We start from the raw sequence: 23,159 nt of genomic DNA, 5'->3' as shown, positions 1-23,159 counted from the left end.
AATGCTTTCCGATCCGGATATTGAGGCACTCGAAGACATTCTGTTTGCGGAGCCCTGGGGTGATGAGGCCGTTGATTTCTTCGGCTTCCACGGGATTGTCTGCGCCAGCGTGGTTGGCCCGGTTGCACTTGATGCGGATGATATTTTCGCCCTGGCGACTGGGGTTGAACCGACATCCGCGGTGAAAACGCCAGAAGCCTTCAGGGCATCAGTGGACCAACTGGCCCGGAAAATGGCCCGGGCACTGGATATGGGCCAGGCCCTGGAACTTCCCGAGCCCGAAGACGGCGATCCGATGAGCGCACTGGAAAACTGGTGCGCGGGTTTCGTGGACACCTTCATCGAACATGAAGATGCCTGGCTGGCAGTCGACGAGCAAGAAGCGGCAGACCTCCTCGTTCCCATGCTGACACTGTCCGGACTGTTCGAGGACGAAGACTTTCAGAAAGTGCGGAATGACGAGACGCTGGCCGGCCAGATGGCCGCCGCCATTCCCGATTCCCTGACCGATCTTTACCTGCTGTTCCATTCAGCAGACTAGTGTCCCACCGGGCTTTTGAAATGATGCCAGACAGGTTCGATACCGTCTGGCATCTTTGCAATACGGCCCAGCTCACACCAGGGCGCGCCCGGGAAGTGAAAATCACTGCCCTGGGAAGCCAGCAACTTCTCCCGACGGCACAACTCGGCAAGAAATCCCAGATCACCACTGGACTGGCCGGAGGTTGAAACTTCCATGGCCTTACCGCCCGCCTGCTTGAAGTCCGACACCAGTGCTCTCAGCCTGCTGGCTGTCATTTTATACTTTCGCGGATGGGCCAGCACGGCCACACCACCGGCGCCCAGAATCCACTGGACGACCTCCCCAAGCCCGGGCCAATAGGCCCTGACATCGCCGGGCTTGCCCTGCCCCAGATAGCGCTTGAATGCCTGTGCCGAGTCCCTGACCACACCTTCATCCATGAGCACACGGGCGAAATGTGGCCGCCCTGGAACATCCCCGTCTGCTTTTGCGGTGGCCTTGCCCAGCAGGTCATCAACACCCGTTTTACCCAGCTTGTCTGCTATGGCTCTGGCCCTTGCCCAGCGATTGGCATTCTGCACCGCAAGAGCGTCCCGGAAATCCCGGTTCTCAGGATCAAAATCCAGACCCACGATGTGAATGGTATGGCTGCGCCAGACACAGGACAGCTCTGTTCCGGTAATCAGGGTAACCCCCTTCTGCGCGGCCGAAAGCGCGGCGGCTGACAAGCCCGCCACGGTATCGTGGTCGGTCAGAGCCAGATGGGTGACACCCTGGGTCGCGGCGCGCTCCACGAGTTCCTGTGGCGAGAGCGCACCGTCCGAAGCCGTACTGTGGCAGTGCAGATCAATGCAGAAATCGGTTTCTTGGGTTATAGTCACGAGGATTCCGGAAGCTCGGCAAATACACGTTCAATCATACCAGTCGGCGCCTTTCCACACGAATGCCAGACGGAGAACAGGATGTACTACGCCATCATCAGTGAAGACATCGAAAACAGCCTGCCACTGCGGGCACAGGCGCGCCCCGCGCACATTGACAGACTCAACCGGTTAAAGGATGAAGGCCGGCTACTGGTGGCCGGACCACACCCTGCGCTTGATACCCCGGAGCCGGGCGACGCCGGCTTTACCGGCAGCCTGGTCATTGCCGAATTCGATTCGCTGGACGCGGCACAGGCGTGGGCGGATGCTGACCCATACGTGGAAGCCGGTGTCTACCGGAAGGTGACCGTAAAGCCCTTCAAGGCGGTACTTCCCTGACCTTTACCGCCGTGGCTGAAACCATATCGCTGAATGAGAGTTTTGTAATGAAACCAGCCTTGTATAGACAGGCAACTGTGACAGAATTGCGCGCTAAAATATTGTTTAAGGGAATAATACCGGTGCTGTATTTTCGATTATTACTTGGTGGGGTACTTCTGGTCTTAACCGCTGCATCCGCGTCTGCGGAAACTGTTTACGTGGACGATGTCCTGTATGCGCCCATCCGCAGTGGCGAAGGCACACAGTACCGTATACTCCATTCTGGTGTCCGCAGTGGTACCGCACTGGAGCTGATCGAACGCTCCGAATCCGGCTATTCCCGGGTGCGGACGCCGGACGGCATAGAGGGATGGATGGTCTCCCGCTATTTGACCGATACCCCGATCGCCCGACAGCGACTTGAAAGTGCCACTCGCCAGCTTGCTCAGGCCAAAGAGACAGTTTCCGGGCTCCGCAGCCAGGTGGCGGAACTCACTGAAGAGCGGAACACCCTGCGCAGTTCGGAAGCAAATCTTGAGGCCAGAGCCGGAAGATTGAGCGAGGAGCTCAGAGAGATCAAGGCTGTTGCGGCTGATGCCCTCAACCTTAAACGGCGTAATGAGGAATTGAACAACGAGAACCAGAAGCTCCGGAATGACCTGGAAGTGCTTACTGCGGAGAAGGAAAGGCTTGAAGCCAACAAGGAATCCGATTTCATGCTTATCGGCGCAGGCCTGGTGCTGTTGGGCATCATTCTCGCACTGGTCGTTCCGGCGCTGAAACCAACCAGAAAAACAGACAACTGGGCCTGATTAATTCTTTGACGACCGGGCCCGGACGTTTTATAAATATCAAAACAGCGGGCGGGACACTAGCCACGATGAAGGACTACTCAGAGAAACGGGATTTCCATCGGATGCGAATGAACTCCGAGATGGAGCTGACGGACAGCGACAGCGTCACGTTCGCCGGCGTTTGCCGCGACCTCAGTGGCACCGGCATGCGGATTTTCGTTGAACGGGAGTTTGCACAGGGCGACGAAATTCATGCCCATCTGCCCTCAGGCAGTGACCAGTGTCTGCCTTTCGACGCCCTGTGCCGGGTTCTGAGGTGCGACCCGGAACCCGAAGGTTATCTGCTGGGCGTTGAAATTGTGGAAATCAAGCGCTGACCGGCCCCTGAAGCCGGCTTAATCAGTTTCAAGAGGTTTGCCGGCAACGACGATGCCGTTATTGTCGGCATAAACGTAATGGCCCGGGTAAAAGGTCACCCCACCAAACGTGACCGGCACGTTCAACTGGCCTACACCATGTTTTTCGGTTTTTCTGGGGTGAGTGCCCAGCGCCTGCACGCCAAGCGCCGTCCTGCCGATAACATCAACGTCGCGAATGCAGCCGTAGATAATCAAGCCCGCCCAGCCATTACTGGCCGCCTGCTCCGCCAGCATATCACCCAGCAGAGCGGCACGCTTTGACCCACCACCATCGACAACCATGACCCTGCCCTGGCCCGGGAGTGCCACCTGCTCTTTGACCACAGAATTGTCTTCGAAGCACTTGACGGTAACTATTTCACCGCCAAAGTTGTCGATGCCGCCAAAGTTCTGGAATCCGGGATCGACAGCCAGTATTTCAGGATACTCATCACAAAGGTCGGGAGTTACGACAGGCACGATAGCGGCCCTCCTACGGGTCTGTGATTAATCAATTTTTTCGTCCGCCAGGAAAAACCAGGTATCCAGCACCGAATCCGGATTGAGCGAGACAGTATCAATACCCTGATCCATCAGCCATTTGGCCAGGTCCGGATGATCAGAAGGCCCCTGGCCACAGATGCCAATGTACTTTCCGGCTTTCCTGCAGGCCTGAATCGCACTGGCAAGCAGTGCTTTAACGGCCTCATTCCGCTCGTCGAACAGGTGCGCAATAATGCCGGAATCCCGGTCCAGCCCCAGAGTAAGCTGGGTCAGATCGTTGGACCCGATCGAGAAGCCGTCAAAATGTTCAAGGAACTGCTCCGCCAGCAGGGCGTTGGCCGGCAGCTCGCACATCATGATCACCCGCAGCCCGTTATCGCCCCGCTTCAGGCCATTCTCCGCCAGCAGCTCCACAACCTGTGCAGCCTCACCCACGGTGCGAACAAACGGCACCATGATCTCGACGTTGGTCAGGCCCATGTCGTTACGGACCTTCCTCAGGGCACGACATTCAAGCTCGAAACAGTCACGGAAAGTCTCGGAGATATAGCGTGAAGCGCCGCGGAACCCGAGCATCGGGTTTTCTTCGTCCGGCTCGTAAAGAGTACCGCCAATCAGATTGGCGTATTCATTGGATTTAAAGTCGGACAGCCGGACGATCACCTTCTTCGGCCAGAAAGCGGCGGCCAGCGTGGAGATGCCCTCGACCAGCTTGTCGACATAAAAATCGACCGGCGAGCTGTAACCGGCAATGCGCTTTTCAACGGTCTGGCGGACATCCCGCGGCAAGCCCTCGAAGTTCAGCAGCGCTTTCGGGTGCACTCCGATCATCCGGTTAATAATGAATTCAAGCCGGGCAAGGCCCACACCCTCGTTCGGCAGGCTCTGGAAATCAAATGCCCGGTCCGGGTTGCCCACGTTCATCATGATCTTGAACGGAATCGCGGGCATGGATTCAACGGTGTTTTCTTTCAGTTCAAAATCAAGATTGCCTTCGTAGATCAGGCCGGTATCACCCTCGGCGCAGGATACCGTAACTTCCTGACCGTCTTTCAGCAGTTCACTTGCATCGCCACAGCCAACCACCGCGGGAATACCAAGCTCTCTGGCAATAATGGCGGCATGACAGGTGCGCCCGCCGCGATCGGTCACAATGGCGGACGACCGTTTCATGACCGGCTCCCAGTCCGGGTCGGTCATGTCGGTAACCAGTACATCGCCAGCCTGGACCCGGTCCATTTCCTTGATACTGGTGACGATTTTCACCGGTCCACTGCCGATTTTATGGCCGATGCTTCGCCCTTCCACCAGCACCTTGCCGGTTTCTTTCAGCAGATAGCGTTCCATGACATTGGCGCTGGTCCGGCTTTTAACCGTTTCCGGGCGGGCCTGCACGATATAGATACGACCATCGTCACCGTCCTTTGCCCACTCGATATCCATCGGACGCTGGTAGTGTTTTTCAATGATAACTGCCTGCCGGGACAACTCTTCCACCTCTGCATCGCTGATGCAGAAGCGATTTCTGTCTTCCTGATCAACCTTCACCGTTTCCACAAACTGCCCCGCCGAGGGGTCCGTCTGGTAAACCATCTTGATGGCTTTACTACCGAGATTGCGGCGCAGCACTGATGGACGCCCGGCTGCCAGTGTCGGCTTGTGGACATAGAATTCGTCGGGATTGACCGCGCCCTGGACGACTGTTTCACCGAGTCCGTAGGAGCCAGTGACAAACACCACTTCCCGGAAACCTGACTCGGTGTCCAGGGTGAACATCACGCCGGAGGCTGCAGTTTCACTGCGGACCATCTTCTGGATGCCGGCGGAAAGCGCCACCAGTTTGTGGTCAAAACCATGATGAACCCGGTAGGAAATAGCGCGGTCATTGAACAGTGAGGCAAATACCTCTTTCACCGAAGTGCGTACCTGCTCTAGGCCGACAACGTTCAGAAAGGTTTCCTGCTGACCGGCAAACGACGCATCAGGCAGGTCCTCGGCTGTGGCGGACGAACGCACGGCAACGGCCATGTTGTCGTTGCCGGCCCTGAGCGCCATATAGGCATCTTCCAGCGGCTTTGCCAGCGCCTCCGGGAATGGCATATCGATTATCCATTGACGGATCTGGGCACCAACCCTTGCCAACTCATTGACGTCGTTTACATCAAGCTCGTCGAGGGTCGCATCGATCTTCTCCCTGAGCCCATCCTTTTCCAGAAATTCCCGGTAGGCATGGGCAGTGGTGGCAAAACCGCCGGGCACTGTCACACCCGCATTGGCAAGATTACTGATCATCTCGCCGAGAGAGGCATTTTTACCGCCAACCCGGTCCACGTCAGACATTCCCAGGTGATCAAACCAGATAATGTAATCTTCCAAAGCAGGTCTCCCTTGATTCATTGCAGTGCGAGCTATCGGACTTCGCCAGCATGATACTGTAACCTGTGAAAATTACCTAGGGGAACCCGGCAATTACGGAGGCTCAACAGACACCATGAAACGTACCGCCTTTTTCATTTCCGACGGCACTGGCCTCACCGCCGAAGCGCTCGGACACAGCCTTCTTGCCCAATTCGAGAAAATCGATTTCGAGCGGATCACCGTGCCGTATATTGACGACACCACCAAGGCCACGGAAATGGCCAAACGCATCAATCAGGCCGAGGCAACTGACGGCGCCCGGCCACTGGTATTCGATACCATCGTCAACAGTGATATCCGGGAGGTCATTGCCGGTGCAAACGGCTTCATGGTGGACATTTTCGGCACTTTTCTGAGTCCGCTGGAGCAGGAGCTGCAGTCGTCTTCGTCCTACTCGGTTGGGAAATCCCATGCCATCAACAATGCAGGACGCTATGAACAGCGCATCCACGCCGTTAATTTTGCCCTTGATAATGATGACGGTGCGCGGACCCGCCATTACGATGAAGCAGACCTGATTCTTGTCGGTGCCTCCCGCAGTGGCAAAACCCCTACCTGCCTGTATCTTGCGCTGCAATACGGTGTCAAGGCGGCCAACTACCCGATAACGGAAGAGGACCTGAATGACCAGAGTATTCCGGGAGTACTGCGCCCCCACAAACAGAAAATCTTCGGGCTGACCATTGATCCGGAGCGGCTGGCAACCATCCGCAATGAGCGCAAACCCAACTCCCGCTATTCATCCGCCAAGCAGTGTATGCACGAGATTGAGGAAATCGAGCTGATGTACCGGCGCGAGCGGATTCCCTACCTGAACACCACTGACTACTCAGTGGAAGAAATTTCAACCCGGATCATGATGAGCGCCGGGCTGAAACGAAACCGATAGCTTCGGCGCTTACAGCTCCCTGAGCTCAAGCCCCAGCTTCTGGGCCAGTTCCCGGTTGTCATGGCTGGTGACGACCGCTGTACTGGCGTTCTCCGGGGCCAGCCAGGTGCGGGCCACCCGTTGCATGTCGGCAATGGTCACAGCCAGCACCCGCTCACGGAAACGCGAACGCTGCTCCGGCGTACGACCGAACAGGCGGTTGTGGAACGCGTGGCGGGCGGCGCCAGCCGGGGATCGGGGTCTGTCGAGCTGGCCGATAACCCCCAGAATGGATTCCTCCAGGTCCTGCGCTTCATGATTTTCTTCCTCCAGCCAGCGCAGTGACTGATCGAAGTCATCCAGGGTCTCGCTGAGCCTCGGGTCGCGATAGGAGAAGAACCGGAAGGTGCCGTTTACACTGTCCTGACCTGCGCCACCACCATAGGCACCACCCTTCTCCCGAATGGCGCGATGCAGGTAGCCATTGCGCAGGAAACCGCCAAGAACGCTCAGTGGCGCCGCATCGGGATGATCCACGGCAACGGTCGGAAACGCTCTTGAACAGAAGTTGACCTGGGTCGAGGTCAGCCAGGCCTGGTGCACCTGATAGGGCCTGTGGCTCAGTCTCCACTGCTCACCGGTGGCGGCTGGCTGGCCGCTCCAGAGCTCTTTGACGTCATCCAGCATGGGCTCAAGCTGCTCGTCTTCCGCGACCAGCAGAAACTGACGGCTCTGCTGCCTGATTCTGCCATGGAGCCTGGCCAGACTGTCACAGAATGTCGCCAGATCCTCGGGGTCGTCCAGTGACTTGTCCAGCACCCTTGCGCCACGGATTGCTTCCAGCCCGCCAAGGCGGAATGCGAGCCATGCACCCGGACTTATACCCTGGGATGCTGCGCCCATGGCCAGGCTGTGGCCGCTTCCGGTGACGGCCTGATCACGACGGGTACGTACCTGGGCAACCAGTTCCCGGATTCGCTCCTGTTCATCAAAGCGTGCGCTGTTGAACACATCGGCCAGCAGCCGGGTCAGCTCCGCCCTGTTACGGGCCAGGGCTTTACCGCTGAATACCAGATAGCCACTGAGGTTCTGGGCATCATCAATCCCGCCCTTGGCGGAAAATGACACACTGATACCACCAGACTCGGCAGAAATGCGGTCCTGCATCCCCAGATAATCCAGGTCGCCACAGCCAACCTCGGTAATCAGGGTGGTGTAGTATGGCAGCAGCACCAGATCGTCCTGGGAAAGGTCCGGCACCGGCACTATGATCTGTTCATAGACCAGTCCGTTGGTGCCACGGGCATAGAGTGATGTCGACGAGTCGCCATCGTAGCGACATTCCGGTTCTGGCAGCTGCAGGGGTACATCGCTCAGATCCACTTTCGGCAGCATGGAATCATCATCCTTGCGGGCCTGACGATCTTCCAGAGCCCTGGCCCGGTCAATGATTTCCTGCGTTTCCTGTTCGGTCAGGGCCGCTTTGCGACGGGCAAGCGCCTCGCGGATGGCTTGCTGACGCCGGGGTTCGAGTTTGTCGTCGGGACGCAGAGTCAGCGTTACCCGGTGGGGATTTTCCAGTATTTTGCGGCGGATGAGATCTGGCACATAGCCAGGGTCGCGGATTTTCTCACGCATTTTTTCCAGCACGGGCTCCAGGTCCAGAAGCTCGACCGGGTCGCCACCGTGAATCATCGGCGAGATAGCGCTCATGATCAGTTGCAGACCGTAGGGAAACTGATCACCGGCGATCTCCCGCTGCTGCAGTTCGAGCTGATGCAGGATGGCCTCCAGACGTTCCTCGCTGACACCCTCACTCACTACCCGTGCCAGGGTTTCTTCAATCAGCGTCTCCAGGGCGCCCTGTTGACCGGGTTCGCTGCCCTCTATACCGCAGACAAAGGTCATTTCCCGGTTGGAATCCTCGATGCCACACATAGGTGATGGCGCGTGGCCTATATCGGTGGTTTCGAGCGCCCTCATCAACGGCGATGCACTGTTTTCCAGCAGCACGCTGGCCAGCAGCTGAGCTTCCAGATTTTCCTGCAGGTCAAAGCTGTGGCCCAGCAGCCAGCCCATTACGATATGGGTTTTGCCGGCCGTGTCTTCCTGTTCGCTGATGGCATACCCCTGCTCTACCCGTACCGGCGAAAACAGTCGTTTTTCATCGTGCACCGGCAGCTCGATTTCAAGGCGGTCAAAGCGTTTCAGGGCCAGCTCTTCAAAACGCGCATGGTGCTCATGGGCCGGAATATTGCCGTAAGTTGCAAAGGTGGCATTGCTGGGATGGTAATGATGACGATAGAAGCTGAGCATGTCCTGGTAGCTCAGATCCACAATCTGGTCAGGCTCGCCGCCACTGTTGTAGTGATAGGTGGTGGTCGGAAACAGATGACTCGAGAGGTTCTGCCACAACTGGGACGTGGGCGAGCTCATGGCTCCTTTCATTTCATTGTACACCACACCGCGGTAGACCAGATCGGTCGCCGGATCCGTCGGGGTATCAAACTCCAGCCGGTGACCCTCCTGGGCAAAATCCAGGGGGTCGAGCGTCGAAAAGAACACCGAATCCAGGTAGACCGTCAGCAGATTATCGAAGTCCTTGCGGTTCATGCTGGCAAACGGATAGGCCGTCCAGTCACTGCTGGTAAATGCGTTCATGAAGGTATTGAGAGACCGGTGAATCATCATGAAAAACGGATCACGAACCGGAAACCGTTCACTGCCGCAAAGCGCCGTGTGCTCCAGAATGTGAGCAACGCCGGTGGAATCCATCGGGAAAGTGCGCAACGCAACAAAGAACACGTTTTCATCGTTGTCGGCGGCGAGATGAAGGTGGCGGGCACCGGTTTTTCTGTGACGATACTCTTCGACAGTGATATTCAGTGTCTCTATACGGTGGCTCCGGAGTTGTTCAAAGGCCGGGTGGACCTTATGCTCGACACTACCACTACCCCCGACGGTACTCCCGATAACTGCAGCCATTTATTGATGTCCTGTCTTTACTGAAAAAGGATTTGTAGAGTAACACGTAGTTTCAACTATCATGCACAAACGCGAAGCAACACACTGGTGCCAGATGCCATGACAAGTATTACGCCAGACGAATCATCCGGATCAACCCCGGCCGCAGCCAATACGTCCGCTGCAGCAAGCCGGCACGAGAAGCTGCATGCACCGGAAGTGGCCGCTTACTGGGCCGAACGGAGACATTACCTGGAGAAAATCCGCAAAGTGCCAGAGATTCGTCAACGCTTCTGGCGGGAGATGGGCATTTATCTGCTGCGGCGGGTGCTCTGGTCGTTCGGCTTTTTTCCGGTGTTCATCGCTTTCTGGCTGCCGTTTGTGCTTTCCAGCTTCAACCCGGTGGTCATGGCCAGCGATCTGATCCCGATCCTGCAGGAATTCGTGCAGGCCAATCCCGAGGAGCAGGCCAACGCTCTGAGTACGGTCGCCATTGCCTGGGCCTCCATCGGCTTCTTCTTTCTGGTGTTCGACTTCGTACTGACGCCCTTCAAATCACCTTACGAGTACGAAGCGGATGTCTATATGCGGTCGTGGGAGCAGCTTAACCATGATCAGCTCCCGGACCGGGTGTGACTTGTCCGGCATTGCCGGCAGGCCCGACTCCCGGTTACCTGAACTGGTTCTGATAACGCACCGCTAACCGGCGCCAGTCATCCGGTGTATCAACATCACTGACTGCGCCGGCGACCGGAAGTGTGATTGCACCATGACGTGCGAGTACGCCGGCAGCACCGCGATCGCCCTCTAGCTGCAGGACTTCAGGCCACAGATATCGCGGAATATAGGCTGGAGCGGCAGGCCGGCCATGAATGTCCGCAGCGACCGGAACCCCCGGCGCCTTTCTCGCTGCCCTGGCCAGATGCGCCAGATCGTCGCCGGTGATCAGCGGCTGGTCCAGCAACACAATGAAAACACCCCTGGCCCGGGGCCTGAGCGACTCAATGCCCGAGCGCAGGGAAGCGGCCATGCCCTCTTCCCAGTGTGATGCGTAATGCCAGGCCGACACCGACCGCTGACAACGAAAACGGATCAGCGGATACCCGCCACCCGTGACCACCGTGATCCGTGTGCCGAGATGTCTGGCCTGATCAATAGCCCGGTCCAGCATGATGCCATTGCCTATTGGCAGCATAGCCTTGGGGCGTCCCAGACGTCGGGATGCGCCGGCCGCCAGTACCAGTACGGGAAACGCCTCATGGTCCCGATATAACTTCTTGCGCATTATGGCGCCCCGGGGTGGAAAGAAAGTTCTGTCATCGCGCAACACAGCGTCGAATGCGCAAGGCTGCTCGCGACTCCCGATTTTTGCTAGAATCCGCCCATCATTCAAGCCACCCGTGTGGACCCGTTCAATGAACCATCTGTTTATCGACAATCTCACCGTGATTGATTTCGCCTACCTTGATGCCTCCCGGGGTCTGGTCGGCGAAAGCTGGATTGTGGATGTAATCCTGGGCGGCGAGCTGGATGAACAGGGCATGGTCTTCGACTTCGGCAACGTCAAACGCACGATCAAACGGGTGATCGACGAACGCGTGGATCATCGCCTGGTCATTCCCCGCGGCTACAGTGGGCTGCAGTGGGACCAGACCGACCCTCAGGCCTTTGCCTGGACCCTCACCGACGGCACGGTTATCAGCCACCGTTCGCCGGATGAAGCCGTCGTCTGGCTGTCGTCCGAGCAGCTGGTTCCATCCGCTGTGGCGGACCTTCTGCAGCAGGAGTTGCGGGCGGTGCTGCCCGGCAATGTCACGGATATCGCCATCCGCCTGCGCGAGGAAGTCATTGAAGGCGCCTACTATCACTACGTGCACGGGCTCAAAAAGCACCGGGGCAACTGCCAGCGCATTGCCCACGGCCACCGCTCGTCGATACGGATTGATCGCAATGGCCAGCGTGACCGGCACCTGGAACATCACTGGGCCGGGTTATGGCAGGACATTTACGTGGGAACCCGGGAAGACATCACCCGCCGCTGGGTTGCCGAGGACGGCACTGGCTACATCCGCTTCGAGTACGAGGCGGAGCAGGGCGAGTTTTCACTGACCCTGCCGGAAAAGCGGGTCTACATGCTCGACTCGGACACCACCGTTGAACTGATTGCGGCCCATATCGCCGATCGTCTGAAAACCGATTTCCCCGCCGACGCTATTGTGGTCAGGGCCTACGAGGGCGTGGGCAAAGGCTCTATCGCTGAAAGGGGTCTGAAAGGGGTCTGACCCCAGAACAAAAAAACCGCCGGAAGGCGGTTTTTTTGCTGGCCAGCCGGTGGGCTGTACCGGCTGGCCGTATTGGCGTCCCCTACCGGGTTCGAACCGGTGTTGCCGCCGTGAAAGGGCGGAGTCCTAGGCCACTAGACGAAGGGGACTGAAAACTTGGTGGAGCCAGGCGGGATCGAACCGCCGACCTCAACACTGCCAGTGTTGCGCTCTCCCAGCTGAGCTATGGCCCCACAACGGCTGCGTATATTAAGGATCGCTCCATGGCAGGTCAACCTTTTTCCCAGGAATTTTCCGGATTCTGCCAGCAGGCTGCCTGGCCTGTTGACCAGACGCTGTTGCCGCGACCCTATTGCCCCGCCAGAGCCGCGAACTCTTTCTCCACCCGCTTGGTTTCCTTCTTGGAGAAACCGCCCATCACTGCAAGCGCATGGCGAAGACGGGAACGGGTCATATCCGGCCCGATCATCGCCATCGAGTCCATTACCGACCAGGAATTGGGGGTACCAGCGATAGCAATGAAAATGGCGAACATGAAATCCCCCATCTTCAGATCCATGGCGTTGGCCAGGAATTTGATGTCGGCGAAGATATTTTCCTTGCTCCAGTGCCGCTGCGCTTCCAGTTTCCAGAGCGTGAACTGCAGTATGCGTCTGATCTGCCCTTCATCCAGCTTGTTGTGGGCAAAATCTTCCGGGCTCAGATCCAGCATGCCGGAGAACATGAAAGACGCCATGGGAGCCACGTCGGTGAAGACCTCGGCACGACCCTTGATATGGGGGACCAGATTTTTCAGGGCCTGCTCATTGAACCACCACTGACGCATGCGCTCGATAAACTGCTCCTCACTGAGCTCGTCCCGGATCCACTGACCGTTGAGCCAGCGCAGTTTTTCGACGTCAAACACCGGACCACCCAGCGACATGCGCTGGATATCGAAATCAGCAATCATTTCAGACAGCGTGAATTTTTCCCGTTCATCGGGCATCGACCAGCCCATTCTTCCAAGGTAGTTGGTGACGGCTTCAGGCAGAAACCCCATGCGCTCATAGAAATTGATGCTGGTTGGATTCTTGCGCTTGGACAATTTGCTCTTGTCCGGATTGCGAAGCAGCGGAAGATGACACAGCACCGGCATCTGCCAGCCAAAATACTCGTAAAGCAACTTGTGCTTGGGCGCTGAGTTGATCCATTCCTCACCCCGCAGAACATGGGTTATCCTCATCTCGTGGTCGTCTACCACGTTGGCCAGGTGGTAGGTGGGCATACCGTCGGATTTCAGCAGAATCTGGCAATCGACCTGCCCCCAGTCAATTTCAATGGTGCCCCGCAGCATGTCTTCAATCTCACAAACGCCATGCTCCGGCACCTTCATCCGGATCACATGGGGATCCCCGGCCGCGAGGCGGCGATCCACTTCTTCCGGCGACAACTCCAGATCGCCTTTAATCCCCGGGTTCAGGCCCTGTGCCTTGCGCTCCTCCCGAATTGCATCCAGCTCCTCCGGTGTGCGGAAGCAATAGAAGGCGTGGCCGTTCGTTACCAGATCTTCGGCATACTGACGATAGGAGTCCTTGCGCTCTGATTGCCGATAGGGCCCATAAGGGCCTCCCACATCCGGGCCTTCGTCCCATTCCAGGCCAAGCCAGCGCAGTGCGCCCAGAATGTCGTTTTCTGATTCGCCGGTGCTGCGGGCCTGATCGGTGTCCTCGATTCGCAGAATGAACTGGCCCCCGTGCTGGCGTGCGAAACACAGATTGAAAAGCGCCACGAAAGCGGTGCCAACGTGAGGATCACCGGTGGGTGACGGTGCAATTCGGGTACGTACTGTCATGAAGGCATCCTGATGGTTTAGGCCTGAAAGCGTGTTCGCCTGAAACAGGCCTTGCTCTGAAAAACCGGCATTATAACGGGCTCAGAGCAGATTCGCATGAAAGTGGTCACGGTGGTTTAATCAGGACTTGTTAATGTTATATTATAACGTACCACTGACAAGGAACCTGCAATATGCACCGTACAAGGTCTTCCCGTTTCGCCTTCCGCGCTGCCGTCCTGGCGCTGGCTTTACTGCCTGTTTCCCTGCTGGCAGCGCCAAGGGTCGTGGTGTCTCTCAAACCGCTGGAGCTGCTGGTTCGGGCCGTTGCCACTGAGGACACGATCGTGACCACGCTGATTGAGCCCGGCGGTAATCCACACAACTATTCGTTGAAACCCTCACAACGCAGGGCTCTCGGCGAAGCCGACGCCATCTTCTGGATCGGGCCGGAAATGGAAACCTTTCTGACCCGACTGCTCAATGGCGAAGACTTCCGTTCCCGCTCCCACGCCATGATGACCATTGAAGACTCCGGCAAGCATGACTCTGATGACCGGAAAAATGATGAAGCTCACGGTCACCATCACGACCATGACCACGGCCACAGCCACGATGGTGACGCGACAGGAGCTGACCCCCACATCTGGCTGGATCCCGCCATCGCCGGCGACATTGCCCGCAGAATCCACGCTGTCCTGGCGGCGCAGCCGCAAGCGGAAAAAGCCGCTCTGGACAGGAACCTTGCAGGATTCGAGCAGTCCCTGAGTGCGGCCGAGGCTGAGATAAAAAAGCAACTGGAACCAACCCGGGCGATTTCCCTGTTCACCTATCACAACGCCTTTACACATTTTGCCGAACACTATGACCTGGCGGTGGCAGGCGTGCTCTCCCTCAACCCGGAACTGGCTCCCGGCGCCCGCCACATTGCCGAAGTTCAGGACACACTGCGCAATGCCCAGCGGCCCTGCCTGATGACCGAAGAGCCCTTTGATGAGCAGAGCTGGGATTCGATTGTCGGCAATACCAAGGTTACCTTCAGTCGCTGGGACCCGCTGGCTTCAGATATAGAAGCCTCCGCCGACGGGTATGTGGCGTTTCAGAAATCGCTGGCACAGTCGGTTCTGGACTGTCTTTAGTGTCCCGTCTGGTTAATTCGCTGCTCTACTGAGCCCCTGAAAGCCTTGAGAGCAAGGCGCGGTGGCGAAGGTTTGGTGGTTCCAAATCGAGCCGACGCAACACCGCTCTCAAGGCTTTCAGAGGCTCCCGAAGGGCTAGTCGCTCGGGCCTCTGGACCTGTGTTGCCAGCCCTTGATGTAGAACCACTACACCTGCGGACTGGCGCCTCGGCCAGAGGCCCGAGCGGCAAGCAGTAGGTCAACGAATTAACCAGACGGGACACTCGGTTGTTACCAGAGCAACTCCAGGATCAGCGGAATAGTGACGATCGCCAGCAGGGTCTGGCCACTGATGATAGCCGCCATCAGTGGCGCATCACCGCCCAGCTGGCGCGCCAGAATATAGGAAGACGTTGCCGTGGGTAGCGTTGCGAGCAGAATGCCTGCCTGGACAAGTATTCCGTCCAGGCCAAGCGCCAGCGCCAGTCCCATTGTCATTAATGGAAATCCGACCAGTTTCAGACCCGACGACACCAGCAACGGCAACGATGTGCCCCGCAGTGCTTTCAACTGCAGACCGGCTCCTACCGTCATCAGCCCCAGTGGCAGGGCGAGATCACTTAAAGGTTCGAGCACTCCCGCCAGCAAAGGATGAAATCCGACCCTGAAATAACCCCAGAGGGCACCGATAACCGAGCCGATGATCAGCGGGTTGGTCATGATTGCCCGGGCGACGGGTCGCCAGCGCACCCCACCATCCTGCCCGACCGCCAGCGAAAACATCAGGATGCACAGCAGATTGATCAACGGGATTTTTACTGCAATCACAATGGCCATGGTAGACAGACCATCATCGCCCAGAAGCATCCCGGCAGTGGCAATGGCTACAAACGAGTTGAACCGTATACCACCCTGATAGACCGAGGAAAAAACCGGGCCGGACCAGCGGAACAACCACTGCACAGCGAGCAGTGCCAGAGTCATTGCCGCCAGCATCGCCAGCACCAGCACAAACACGTCACCATAGGCTGAAACCGGAACCCGGGCCTGCCCCAGCTTGAAGATCAGCATGGCCGGAAACAGCACGTAATAGGAAAACCGCTCGGCCTGCAGCCAGAAGCTGTCACCGGGAAACTGGAAGCGCCTGAACAGGTAACCGGTCAGAATAAGAATAAAGACCGGCGCAAGTGCCTGAGTCATCATTGCCAGAGGCGCCTTATCACTGTCCGGGTTACTGCGGAGGGCGCAGACCTGATCATGAGCCACAGCAATGAGAACTGGACCGACAACGGGCGGTGCAACCGGGGATGGCGGGCCTGATTCCAGACCGCTGCTGCCACTCCCTCTGGCCCGAGATTGATACCCAGATTACCAAACAAGGCGGATTTCCCCGTATTGGACCGCACCATCCCGGTGTTTACAAACGGCGGCATCAGATCTCCGACCTGAATATCATGGTGCTCCCATTCTATGCTGAGGGCTTCGGTCATCGCCCGCACCGCGTGCTTGCTGGCCGAGTATGAAGCAAAATCCGGAATGCCGAAGGAGGCCGAGGCCGAGCTCATATTGATCACCTGAGCGCCAGGGGTGGCTTTGAGGTAGGGAAATGCGGCATGAAGCACAGTCATCAGCCCGATCACATTAATCTCGACAATGTCCCGGTGTGACGCCATATTGATTTCTTCGAATCGCCCGACCTTCAGGATACCGGCATTATTATGCAGAAGCCGCAACTGGCCGTCCGTCCGTCTGGCGAAATCGGCCAACCCCTGGCTTACTGAGAGTTCATCCACGACATCCATGACATGGATACTGCAGTGATCCGCGCCCAGCTCTTCCGCCAGCGACATCAGGGCTGGCTCGTCCCGATCCGCCGCACCCACAAACCAGCCCCGGGAGGCAAACAAGCGCGCGGTTTCCCGGCCGATGCCGGCGCCCGCACCCGTGATGAAGATGGATTCCTTCATAAGACTTTCCTTGACGGCGGTGAACACGGTTAGCAAAAGGCTCACCGCAAGTTTCCCGATCGCAGGCCCCAAGCCAACGAAATAATGCCGATAAATGGTGGATCTGCCTACCACCGGGAGCCAAAAACCGGCATTTCCTGATAAAATACCCTTATTTGAGGCCAAAGAGCAGTACATGAGTAACCAGATATTCCGCAAAAGCTGCCCCGGAACAGATCCAGCCCCGGGAGGCCCGGTACCTTCGCCCTCACGCCGCTTCTGCGTGGCCCCGATGATGGACTGGACCACCAGCCACTATCGCTTTTTCGCCCGTGTGCTCAGTCGTCGCGCCCTGCTCTACACCGAGATGGTCACCACCGGCGCGCTGATTCACGGTGATACTGCCCGCTTGCTGAGACACAACCCGGAAGAATACCCGCTGGCCCTGCAACTGGGCGGCAGTGTCCCGGAAGAACTGGCCCAGTGTGCGCAACTGGCAGAGCAATATGGCTTTGATGAAGTGAATCTTAACGTCGGCTGCCCCAGTGACCGGGTGCAGAACAATATGATGGGCGCCTGCCTGATGGAACATCCGGACCGGGTTGCTGAAGGGGTAGCGGCGATGATCGCGGCCACCAGTCTGCCGGTCACGGTAAAACACCGGATTGGCATTGACGGTCACGAATCCTGGGCGAATCTCTGTGAGTTCGTCGAAAAGGTCTCCGCCGCTGGCTGCCGGACCTTTATTGTTCATGCCCGAATCGCCGTGCTTGAAGGCCTGAGCCCGAAGGAGAACCGGGACATCCCGCCGCTGAAATACGCCTGGGTTTACGATCTGAAAGCACGCTATCCACACCTGGAAATCATCATTAACGGTGGCATCAAAACCTTTGATGAGTGTCATCAGCACCTGCAACACACGGATGGTGTGATGCTGGGGCGCGAGGCTTACCATAACCCCTGGCTACTGGCCGGGGTCGATGCCGAGTTCTTCGACCAGCCAGCTCAGGTCGGTTCGCGCCACAATGCGCTTCGCCAGGTATTACCCTTTATTCAGGAAGAACTGGACCGGGGTGTTTATCTCGGTCACATAACCCGTCACCTGATGGGCCTGTTTCATGGCCAGCCCGGCGGCCGCCAGTTCCGGCGTTACATCAGTGAAAATGCGCACCGGCCGGGCTCAGGTATTGAGGTGATTGAGGCGGCCATGGCGAAAGTCCCGGAGCCGGGAGTCAGGGCCCCAATCCCCGCATGACACCTTTTGCCATCTTGTTACCGCAGTATCAGGCCGTTATTGTAGGCGTAATATGAAAGCGTCGGCAGACCGGCCAAGCTTACTAAGCTGAAAGAAAGTAGGCGGACAAGTCCATTCAGGACACGCCGTGAATACATCCATGTAGGCTCGGATGCAGCATCCCTGCTGCATACGGTCCTGAATGGACTTGTCCGCCTACTTTCTTGGTCTCTACTAATAAAATATCAGGATGCGAGGACGAATGACCAGCAAGCTCGAACAACTGAAAACCATGACCTCGGTCGTCGCCGACACCGGCGACCTCGATGCCATTGCCCAATGGCAGCCTCAGGACGCCACCACCAACCCGTCGCTGTTGCTGAAAGCCGCCGCATCGGACGCCTATCGGCCGATGCTGGACGAAGCCGTCGCGGCCGCGCGGACACAGGGCGGGTCTGACGCAGAGCAACTGACCCATGCCACCGACATGCTGGCCGTGCTGGCGGGGCGGGAAATCCTTGGGCGGGTGCCCGGCGTGGTTTCCACAGAAGTGGATGCCCGCCTGTCTTTTGACACCGACGCCACTCTGGCAAGGGCTCGCCGTCTGATAGAGCTTTATGACAAGCTTGGCATGGACACCAGCCGCGTGCTGATCAAGATTGCCTCGACCTGGGAAGGCATCCGCGCTGCCGAGCAACTTCAGCGGGAGGGCATCAACTGCAACCTTACTCTGCTGTTTTCCTTTATTCAGGCAGCCGCCTGCGCCGATGCCGGTGCCTTCCTGATCTCGCCTTTTGTTGGCCGTATACTGGACTGGCACCTGGCCGCCTCCGGACGGGACAGCTTCCCTGCCGATGAAGACCCGGGAGTTCGGTCGGTCGCGCGCATCTACAATTATTACAAGGCCAATGGCTACAAAACCGTGGTTATGGGCGCCAGCTTCCGCAATGCCGGCGAGATTGAAATGCTGGCAGGTTGTGACCGGCTGACCATCAGCCCGGCCCTGCTGGAAAAGCTTGATGATGACTCCGGCGAACTGACACGCCGGCTCTCTCCGGACACTGCCAGGAGCCATGACGACCCCGGCCGGATCGATGAAAAACTGTTCCGCTGGGAATCCAACGAAGACGCCATGGCGACCGAGAAGCTTGCGGAGGGTATTCGCCGCTTTACCAGCGACCAGATCGAACTGGAAAACCGGGTCAGACGTCTGTCCAACGCAGCCTGACTCTGCCGAACGCGAGGAGCAACATGATAGAGCGCCTGAAGCAGCTGTTCTCAACCGCTGACCAGAAGCCCGGAAAGCCTGACGCCCATCAGCTGACCGTGGCCGCAACAGCGCTGATGGTTCAGCTTTCGCGGGTAGATAACGATGAAGACCAGGCCGAGCTGAAAACCATTGTCGACTGTGCTGTGCGCAGCCACGAAGTTACCCGTGAGGAAGCCGAAGAGATACTGGAAGACGCGCTGAGTCAGGCCGACGATTCCACCTCTCTCTACGAGTTTACCGGACTGATCAATGAGCATCTCGATCAGCAGGAGAAACAGGCTTTGCTGGAGAGCATCTGGCGGGTTGCCTTTGCTGACGGACGCATTGACAAGTATGAAGAGCACCTGATCCGGCGCATGGCGGACCTGCTTCACCTTAACCACCGGGAATACATGCAGGCCCGCCACCGGGCTGAAGGCCAAAGCTGAGACCGGCAGATCAACCATGCAAGTTCAAGAGCGCCTGAGGAGACACCATGTTAGCGATACTCCATCCTGATACGGCCAGGGACAGCGAAGCCTATCGACAGACCATGCACTTTCTCGAAAACCTGCCGGGCGTGTCGGTGCGGGTGCATGAAATTCAGGGCGAAAGGCAGCGCCTGACCGAAATTTATCTTCTGGGCGACACCAAGGGCCTGAACAAGGAAGAGATTGAGGCGCTGCCTGCGGTTGAACGCGCTATCCGCATTTCCGATGACTACCGCATACTTGGCCGCCACAAGGACGACCTTCGCCAGAGTGGCTTTACCTACAACGGCGTCACTTTTGACCAGAGCAATCTCAATGTCTTTGCCGGCCTTTGCGCGGTTGATGTACCGGAACACGTTGAACAGATGATGCAGGCACTGCAACAGCATGGCGAAGTCTGCACCCGCATGGGCGCTTACAAGCCCCGGACCAATCCCTATTCGTTTCAGGGCCACGGCAAAGGCTGTCTGCCCTGGGTTTTCGATAAAGCCGGCAAGCATGGCATCAAGGTGATCGCCATGGAAATCACCCATGAAAGCCATATTGAAGAGATTGATGAATGCCTCGAAAAACTGGGGCGGCCCACTGGTGTCATGCTGCAGGTGGGTACCCGCAACACCCAGAATTTCGAGCTGTTGAAAGCCATCGGCCGCCAGAACACCTACCCGGTGCTGCTGAAAAGAGGCTTCGGGATTACCCTCAACGAATCATTGAACGCGGCTGAATACCTCGCCAGCGAGGGTAATGCCAACGTTATTTTCTGCCTGCGCGGTATGAAGACAGAGGCCGGCCAGCCGCACCGGAACATGGTGGACTTCGCTCATGTGCCGGCCGTCAAACGGCTGACCCGCATGCCGGTCTGCGTTGACCCGTCGCACTCTGTCGGCAGTCGTGAAAAATCGCCCGATGGCATCCTTGATGTCATGCATGCCACCGCCCAGGGCGTGATTGCCGGCGCCAACATGGTACTTGCAGACTTCCACCCCAAACCCGAAAAAGCGCTGGTCGACGGACCCCAGGCACTGCTGATGGACGAGCTTCCGGCTTATCTGGAAGACATCCATCTGTGCCACGAGACCTGGAAGAAACGTCAGCAGATCTACCGCAGAATGAAGGATGCCCGGGCAGAATGATTGTTTACGGACACCGTGGCGCAAAAGGTGAAGCGCCGGAGAACTCCCTGGCGGGATTCAGGCATGCCTTTCGCCACGGCATACGTCATTTCGAGCTGGACCTGGTGCTGTCAAAAGACGGCAAACCGGTAATTATTCACGACCTGACCGTTGATCGCACCACCGACCAGACCGGCGAGGTGTATAAATACACAGCCTCAGAGCTGGCGGGCATGGACGCCCGTCGCAACACCACGGCGTGGCCCTCAAGTGTCGGGGTACCAGGCCTGGAGGACCTTCTGAACGAGTTTCCGGAAATCGAGCACCTGCAGCTTGAGGTAAAGAAGGATGCCCGCCAGCGCCTTAACGTGCTTTGCAACCGGATAATAGAGGTCATACAACGTCGCGGACTCTATGGGCAGGTCGTAGTCACCTCCTCCGACACCCGCTTCCTGCGCGAGGTCCGACGGCGGGACCGGAAGGTGAAAACAGGCCTGGTCAGCAACCGGAAATTTCCGCGACCAACCAAGGTAGCTGCAAGAATGCATTGCGACTATTTGTGTCTGGGCTGGAGAATCTGCAGCAGGGGACTTGTTGACGAGGCCCACCGTCGAGACATGAAAGTGTCAACATGGACCGTCAACCGGATTCACGACATGCTTTATCTTGAGGACATGGGCGTGGACAGCATTATCACCGACTACCCGACCAGTACCCGCATATACTTCGATAACCGCGCTCGTAACCCGTTACCGCTGGCGACCGGCACCAGCCGCGAATCCGCAACCACCGCCTGATCAGAAAATACGATTCAGACCGTTCAGCGCCGCGAGCCGGCAGGCTTCCGCCATCAACGGATAGTTAAACGTCGGGTTAATGAAATAATTCATTTTCCGGATTTTGATGCATCATAGGTAAGCTCGTCTGCAGACTGCCCCCCTGCGGACCTGCGTTCATTTTCTTCTTCGCATTTCTGGGGGCTACCGCCGCAGATATCACACGTTTTACTGATGCCCATGGCGCCGAGACCGCCGCAGGAGCCACTAATGGGCTTGCGCCCCATCATGACGCCAACGGACATGGCAGCGACCAGAAACATCACAATCATCAAAACCAGCAGAAAAGTACCCATAGCACCCTCCCCATCATTGAGTCAGAAACGAGGAAAAAGCCGGCGAATAATCCGTTTCAAAACCGTCTTCTCCACGAACAATAAAGTAAGCGGCGATATTCTCCCGTGTCGCCAACGCTATCGCTTTGTCAGAACCCATCACATTGAACGCCGTTGCCAGCGAATCTGCCGTCATGCAATCCTCGGCAATAACAGTCACGGACGCCAGATCATGATCGATCGGCCTGCCATCAACGGGGTCAATTGTATGGGAAAAGCGCTTTCCATCCGATTCGTAATAGTTACGATAGTCACCCGATGTTGCCATGGCCCTGTCACCGATCACAACCACCCGGTTGACCTGACGCTGAGCAGACAGAGCCGCTGGCTCCTCAATGGCAAGACGCCAGGCATTGCCGTCGGGCTTGCGGCCCTGAACGCTGACTTCGCCACCAATTTCAACCAGAAATGCCGACAAACCCTCCGACTCCAGGTAACGGGCAACCTCATCCACCGCATAACCCTTGGCAATGGCAGACAGATCCACATACTGCCGTGGCTCCGCCCGTAATGCTGGTGGTTCAGCTCTGAGATCCAGCTTCTGATACCCGATCCGCGACAGTAATAACGCCAGTTGCTCTTCTGTGGGGACGTCTTCCGGCCTTGCCTCCGGACCAAAACCCCAGAGGTTGACTACCGGACCGATGGTAACATCAAAAGCTCCTTCGGTTAGATCCGAGATCTGGCGGCTTCTGGCCAGTACCCGGTAAAGCCCGGGTGAGATGGTTGTCCACTGACTCTGATCTGGCAACTGGTTGAAGCGCGACAGTTCCGAGTCGTCGCGCCACGTGGACATGGCCCCATCCACATCCTTGAGGACCTCTCCAATCCCCCTGGCGACGGATTCCAGCCTTGCCTGATCGTCTTCCATGACCACGTTGACGTGATACCCGGTCCCGAACACAGGGCCGGATATTTCCCAGACTTTTTCCTCTGCCTCGAACGAGCAACCCGCCAGCACAACCAGGGCCAGAACCCCCAAGGTTCTGGCCACTGCTACCCTGACGGGCCCGGTCATGCAGCACGCCAT

Annotated in this window: 23 protein-coding genes, 2 tRNA genes and 1 pseudogene; 13 read left to right on the top strand and 13 right to left on the bottom strand. The window is 57.6% G+C overall.

Annotation, left to right across the window (positions count from 1 at the left end; translation table 11 throughout):
• Position 1 precedes the first annotated feature (1 nt).
• Positions 2-541 (top strand): YecA family protein, encoded by a 540-nt coding sequence (locus tag VJ956_RS04455; RefSeq protein WP_324082060.1) that lies wholly within the window; start codon positions 2-4, stop codon positions 539-541.
• On the opposite strand, the gene VJ956_RS04450 is transcribed toward VJ956_RS04455, so the two are convergent.
• The gene (locus VJ956_RS04450) at positions 538-1,404 is read right to left on the bottom strand and encodes a PHP domain-containing protein (RefSeq protein WP_324082058.1); all 867 of its coding nucleotides are present in this window, start codon (positions 1,402-1,404) and stop codon (positions 538-540) included. The two genes, VJ956_RS04455 and VJ956_RS04450, sit on opposite strands and share 4 nt — an antisense overlap.
• 81 nt (positions 1,405-1,485) lie before the next feature.
• Between VJ956_RS04450 and VJ956_RS04445 the strand changes: the two genes are divergently transcribed.
• The 3 genes from VJ956_RS04445 to VJ956_RS04435 all read left to right on the top strand — a co-directional run bounded on the left by VJ956_RS04445 (position 1,486) and on the right by VJ956_RS04435 (position 2,938).
• Positions 1,486-1,785 (top strand): YciI family protein, encoded by a 300-nt coding sequence (locus VJ956_RS04445; RefSeq protein ID WP_324082056.1) that lies wholly within the window; start codon positions 1,486-1,488, stop codon positions 1,783-1,785.
• Positions 1,786-1,985: 200 nt separating this feature from the next.
• On the top strand, positions 1,986-2,579 hold the full coding sequence (locus VJ956_RS04440; protein WP_324082054.1) for a TIGR04211 family SH3 domain-containing protein: 594 nt from the start codon (positions 1,986-1,988) through the stop codon (positions 2,577-2,579).
• Positions 2,580-2,647: 68 nt separating this feature from the next.
• Positions 2,648-2,938 carry a PilZ domain-containing protein gene (locus VJ956_RS04435; protein WP_324082053.1) on the top strand — a complete coding sequence of 97 codons (291 nt, stop codon included), beginning with the start codon at positions 2,648-2,650 and terminating at the stop codon, positions 2,936-2,938.
• Positions 2,939-2,956: 18 nt separating this feature from the next.
• On the opposite strand, the gene rraA is transcribed toward VJ956_RS04435, so the two are convergent.
• Together rraA and ppsA are read right to left on the bottom strand one after the other, a co-directional pair.
• Positions 2,957-3,439 (bottom strand): ribonuclease E activity regulator RraA, encoded by a 483-nt coding sequence (gene rraA / locus VJ956_RS04430; RefSeq protein ID WP_414674379.1) that lies wholly within the window; start codon positions 3,437-3,439, stop codon positions 2,957-2,959.
• A 27-nt stretch (positions 3,440-3,466) separates the two neighbouring features.
• Complete coding sequence (gene ppsA / locus VJ956_RS04425) at positions 3,467-5,860, bottom strand: phosphoenolpyruvate synthase (RefSeq protein ID WP_414674378.1); 2,394 nt, start codon at positions 5,858-5,860, stop codon at positions 3,467-3,469.
• Between the two features lie 94 nt (positions 5,861-5,954).
• Here ppsA and ppsR point away from each other — a divergent pair, with 94 nt between their 5' ends.
• Positions 5,955-6,770: a posphoenolpyruvate synthetase regulatory kinase/phosphorylase PpsR gene (gene ppsR / locus VJ956_RS04420; RefSeq protein WP_324082049.1), complete on the top strand. Its 816-nt coding sequence runs from the start codon at positions 5,955-5,957 to the stop codon at positions 6,768-6,770.
• Between the two features lie 9 nt (positions 6,771-6,779).
• Here ppsR and VJ956_RS04415 read toward each other — a convergent pair whose 3' ends face one another.
• Positions 6,780-9,734 carry an insulinase family protein gene (locus tag VJ956_RS04415; RefSeq protein ID WP_324082048.1) on the bottom strand — a complete coding sequence of 985 codons (2,955 nt, stop codon included), beginning with the start codon at positions 9,732-9,734 and terminating at the stop codon, positions 6,780-6,782.
• A 99-nt stretch (positions 9,735-9,833) separates the two neighbouring features.
• Here VJ956_RS04415 and VJ956_RS04410 point away from each other — a divergent pair, with 99 nt between their 5' ends.
• Positions 9,834-10,349 carry a hypothetical protein gene (locus VJ956_RS04410; RefSeq protein ID WP_324082046.1) on the top strand — a complete coding sequence of 172 codons (516 nt, stop codon included), beginning with the start codon at positions 9,834-9,836 and terminating at the stop codon, positions 10,347-10,349.
• Between the two features lie 34 nt (positions 10,350-10,383).
• On the opposite strand, the gene VJ956_RS04405 is transcribed toward VJ956_RS04410, so the two are convergent.
• Positions 10,384-10,998, bottom strand: coding sequence for a nucleotidyltransferase family protein (locus VJ956_RS04405; protein ID WP_324082044.1), 615 nt, complete (start codon positions 10,996-10,998; stop codon positions 10,384-10,386).
• 130 nt (positions 10,999-11,128) lie between these two features.
• On the opposite strand from VJ956_RS04405, the gene VJ956_RS04400 reads away from it, so the two are divergent.
• Positions 11,129-11,995 carry a 6-pyruvoyl trahydropterin synthase family protein gene (locus tag VJ956_RS04400; RefSeq protein WP_324082042.1) on the top strand — a complete coding sequence of 289 codons (867 nt, stop codon included), beginning with the start codon at positions 11,129-11,131 and terminating at the stop codon, positions 11,993-11,995.
• A 73-nt stretch (positions 11,996-12,068) separates the two neighbouring features.
• On the opposite strand, the gene VJ956_RS04395 is transcribed toward VJ956_RS04400, so the two are convergent.
• From VJ956_RS04395 to gltX, 3 genes are all read right to left on the bottom strand, one after another.
• Positions 12,069-12,144 (bottom strand) — tRNA-Glu (locus VJ956_RS04395).
• A gap of 8 nt (positions 12,145-12,152) precedes the next feature.
• Positions 12,153-12,228: transfer RNA gene (locus VJ956_RS04390), tRNA-Ala, on the bottom strand.
• 116 nt (positions 12,229-12,344) lie between these two features.
• The gene (gene gltX, locus VJ956_RS04385; protein WP_324082040.1) at positions 12,345-13,829 is read right to left on the bottom strand and encodes a glutamate--tRNA ligase; all 1,485 of its coding nucleotides are present in this window, start codon (positions 13,827-13,829) and stop codon (positions 12,345-12,347) included.
• A 173-nt stretch (positions 13,830-14,002) separates the two neighbouring features.
• On the opposite strand from gltX, the gene VJ956_RS04380 reads away from it, so the two are divergent.
• Positions 14,003-14,947 (top strand): zinc ABC transporter substrate-binding protein, encoded by a 945-nt coding sequence (locus VJ956_RS04380; RefSeq protein ID WP_324082038.1) that lies wholly within the window; start codon positions 14,003-14,005, stop codon positions 14,945-14,947.
• Between the two features lie 270 nt (positions 14,948-15,217).
• On the opposite strand, the gene VJ956_RS04375 is transcribed toward VJ956_RS04380, so the two are convergent.
• A complete protein-coding gene (locus VJ956_RS04375) occupies positions 15,218-16,135 on the bottom strand; it encodes an AEC family transporter (RefSeq protein WP_324082183.1) in 918 nt (305 codons plus the stop codon).
• Positions 16,126-16,893 carry an SDR family oxidoreductase gene (locus VJ956_RS04370; protein ID WP_324082037.1) on the bottom strand — a complete coding sequence of 256 codons (768 nt, stop codon included), beginning with the start codon at positions 16,891-16,893 and terminating at the stop codon, positions 16,126-16,128. The genes VJ956_RS04375 and VJ956_RS04370 overlap by 10 nt, the downstream gene beginning before the upstream one ends.
• A gap of 175 nt (positions 16,894-17,068) precedes the next feature.
• On the opposite strand from VJ956_RS04370, the gene dusA reads away from it, so the two are divergent.
• From dusA to VJ956_RS04345, 5 genes are all read left to right on the top strand, one after another.
• Positions 17,069-18,127, top strand: a complete 1,059-nt coding sequence (gene dusA, locus VJ956_RS04365; RefSeq protein ID WP_324082035.1) for a tRNA dihydrouridine(20/20a) synthase DusA — start codon at positions 17,069-17,071, stop codon at positions 18,125-18,127.
• 241 nt (positions 18,128-18,368) lie between these two features.
• Positions 18,369-19,334 (top strand): transaldolase, encoded by a 966-nt coding sequence (tal, locus tag VJ956_RS04360; RefSeq protein WP_324082033.1) that lies wholly within the window; start codon positions 18,369-18,371, stop codon positions 19,332-19,334.
• Between the two features lie 23 nt (positions 19,335-19,357).
• Positions 19,358-19,804, top strand: a complete 447-nt coding sequence (locus VJ956_RS04355) for a TerB family tellurite resistance protein (protein ID WP_324082030.1) — start codon at positions 19,358-19,360, stop codon at positions 19,802-19,804.
• Positions 19,805-19,851: 47 nt separating this feature from the next.
• A complete protein-coding gene (locus VJ956_RS04350) occupies positions 19,852-20,979 on the top strand; it encodes a 3-deoxy-7-phosphoheptulonate synthase (RefSeq protein ID WP_324082028.1) in 1,128 nt (375 codons plus the stop codon).
• Entirely contained in the window at positions 20,976-21,755 is a 780-nt protein-coding gene (locus tag VJ956_RS04345) for a glycerophosphodiester phosphodiesterase (protein ID WP_324082026.1), read from the top strand. Before VJ956_RS04350 ends, VJ956_RS04345 begins: the two co-directional genes overlap by 4 nt.
• On the opposite strand, the pseudogene VJ956_RS04340 reads toward VJ956_RS04345, so the two are convergent.
• The 3 genes and pseudogenes from VJ956_RS04340 to VJ956_RS04330 form a co-directional block, all read right to left on the bottom strand.
• Positions 21,756-21,848 (bottom strand): annotated as a pseudogene (locus VJ956_RS04340) (oxidoreductase); the annotation flags it as partial.
• A complete protein-coding gene (gene nqrM, locus VJ956_RS04335; protein ID WP_324082024.1) occupies positions 21,845-22,090 on the bottom strand; it encodes a (Na+)-NQR maturation NqrM in 246 nt (81 codons plus the stop codon). The gene nqrM and the pseudogene VJ956_RS04340, both read right to left, overlap by 4 nt.
• 13 nt (positions 22,091-22,103) lie before the next feature.
• The gene (locus VJ956_RS04330) at positions 22,104-23,147 is read right to left on the bottom strand and encodes an FAD:protein FMN transferase (RefSeq protein WP_324082022.1); all 1,044 of its coding nucleotides are present in this window, start codon (positions 23,145-23,147) and stop codon (positions 22,104-22,106) included.
• Positions 23,148-23,159 lie beyond the last annotated feature (12 nt).

Origin of the sequence: Marinobacter sp., assembly GCF_035268745.1 — a bacterium.
In the GTDB taxonomy this organism is placed as follows: domain Bacteria; phylum Pseudomonadota; class Gammaproteobacteria; order Pseudomonadales; family Oleiphilaceae; genus Marinobacter.
Note: the sequence above shows the minus strand (reverse complement) of the source record. Positions and strands in the feature narration are given on the sequence as shown.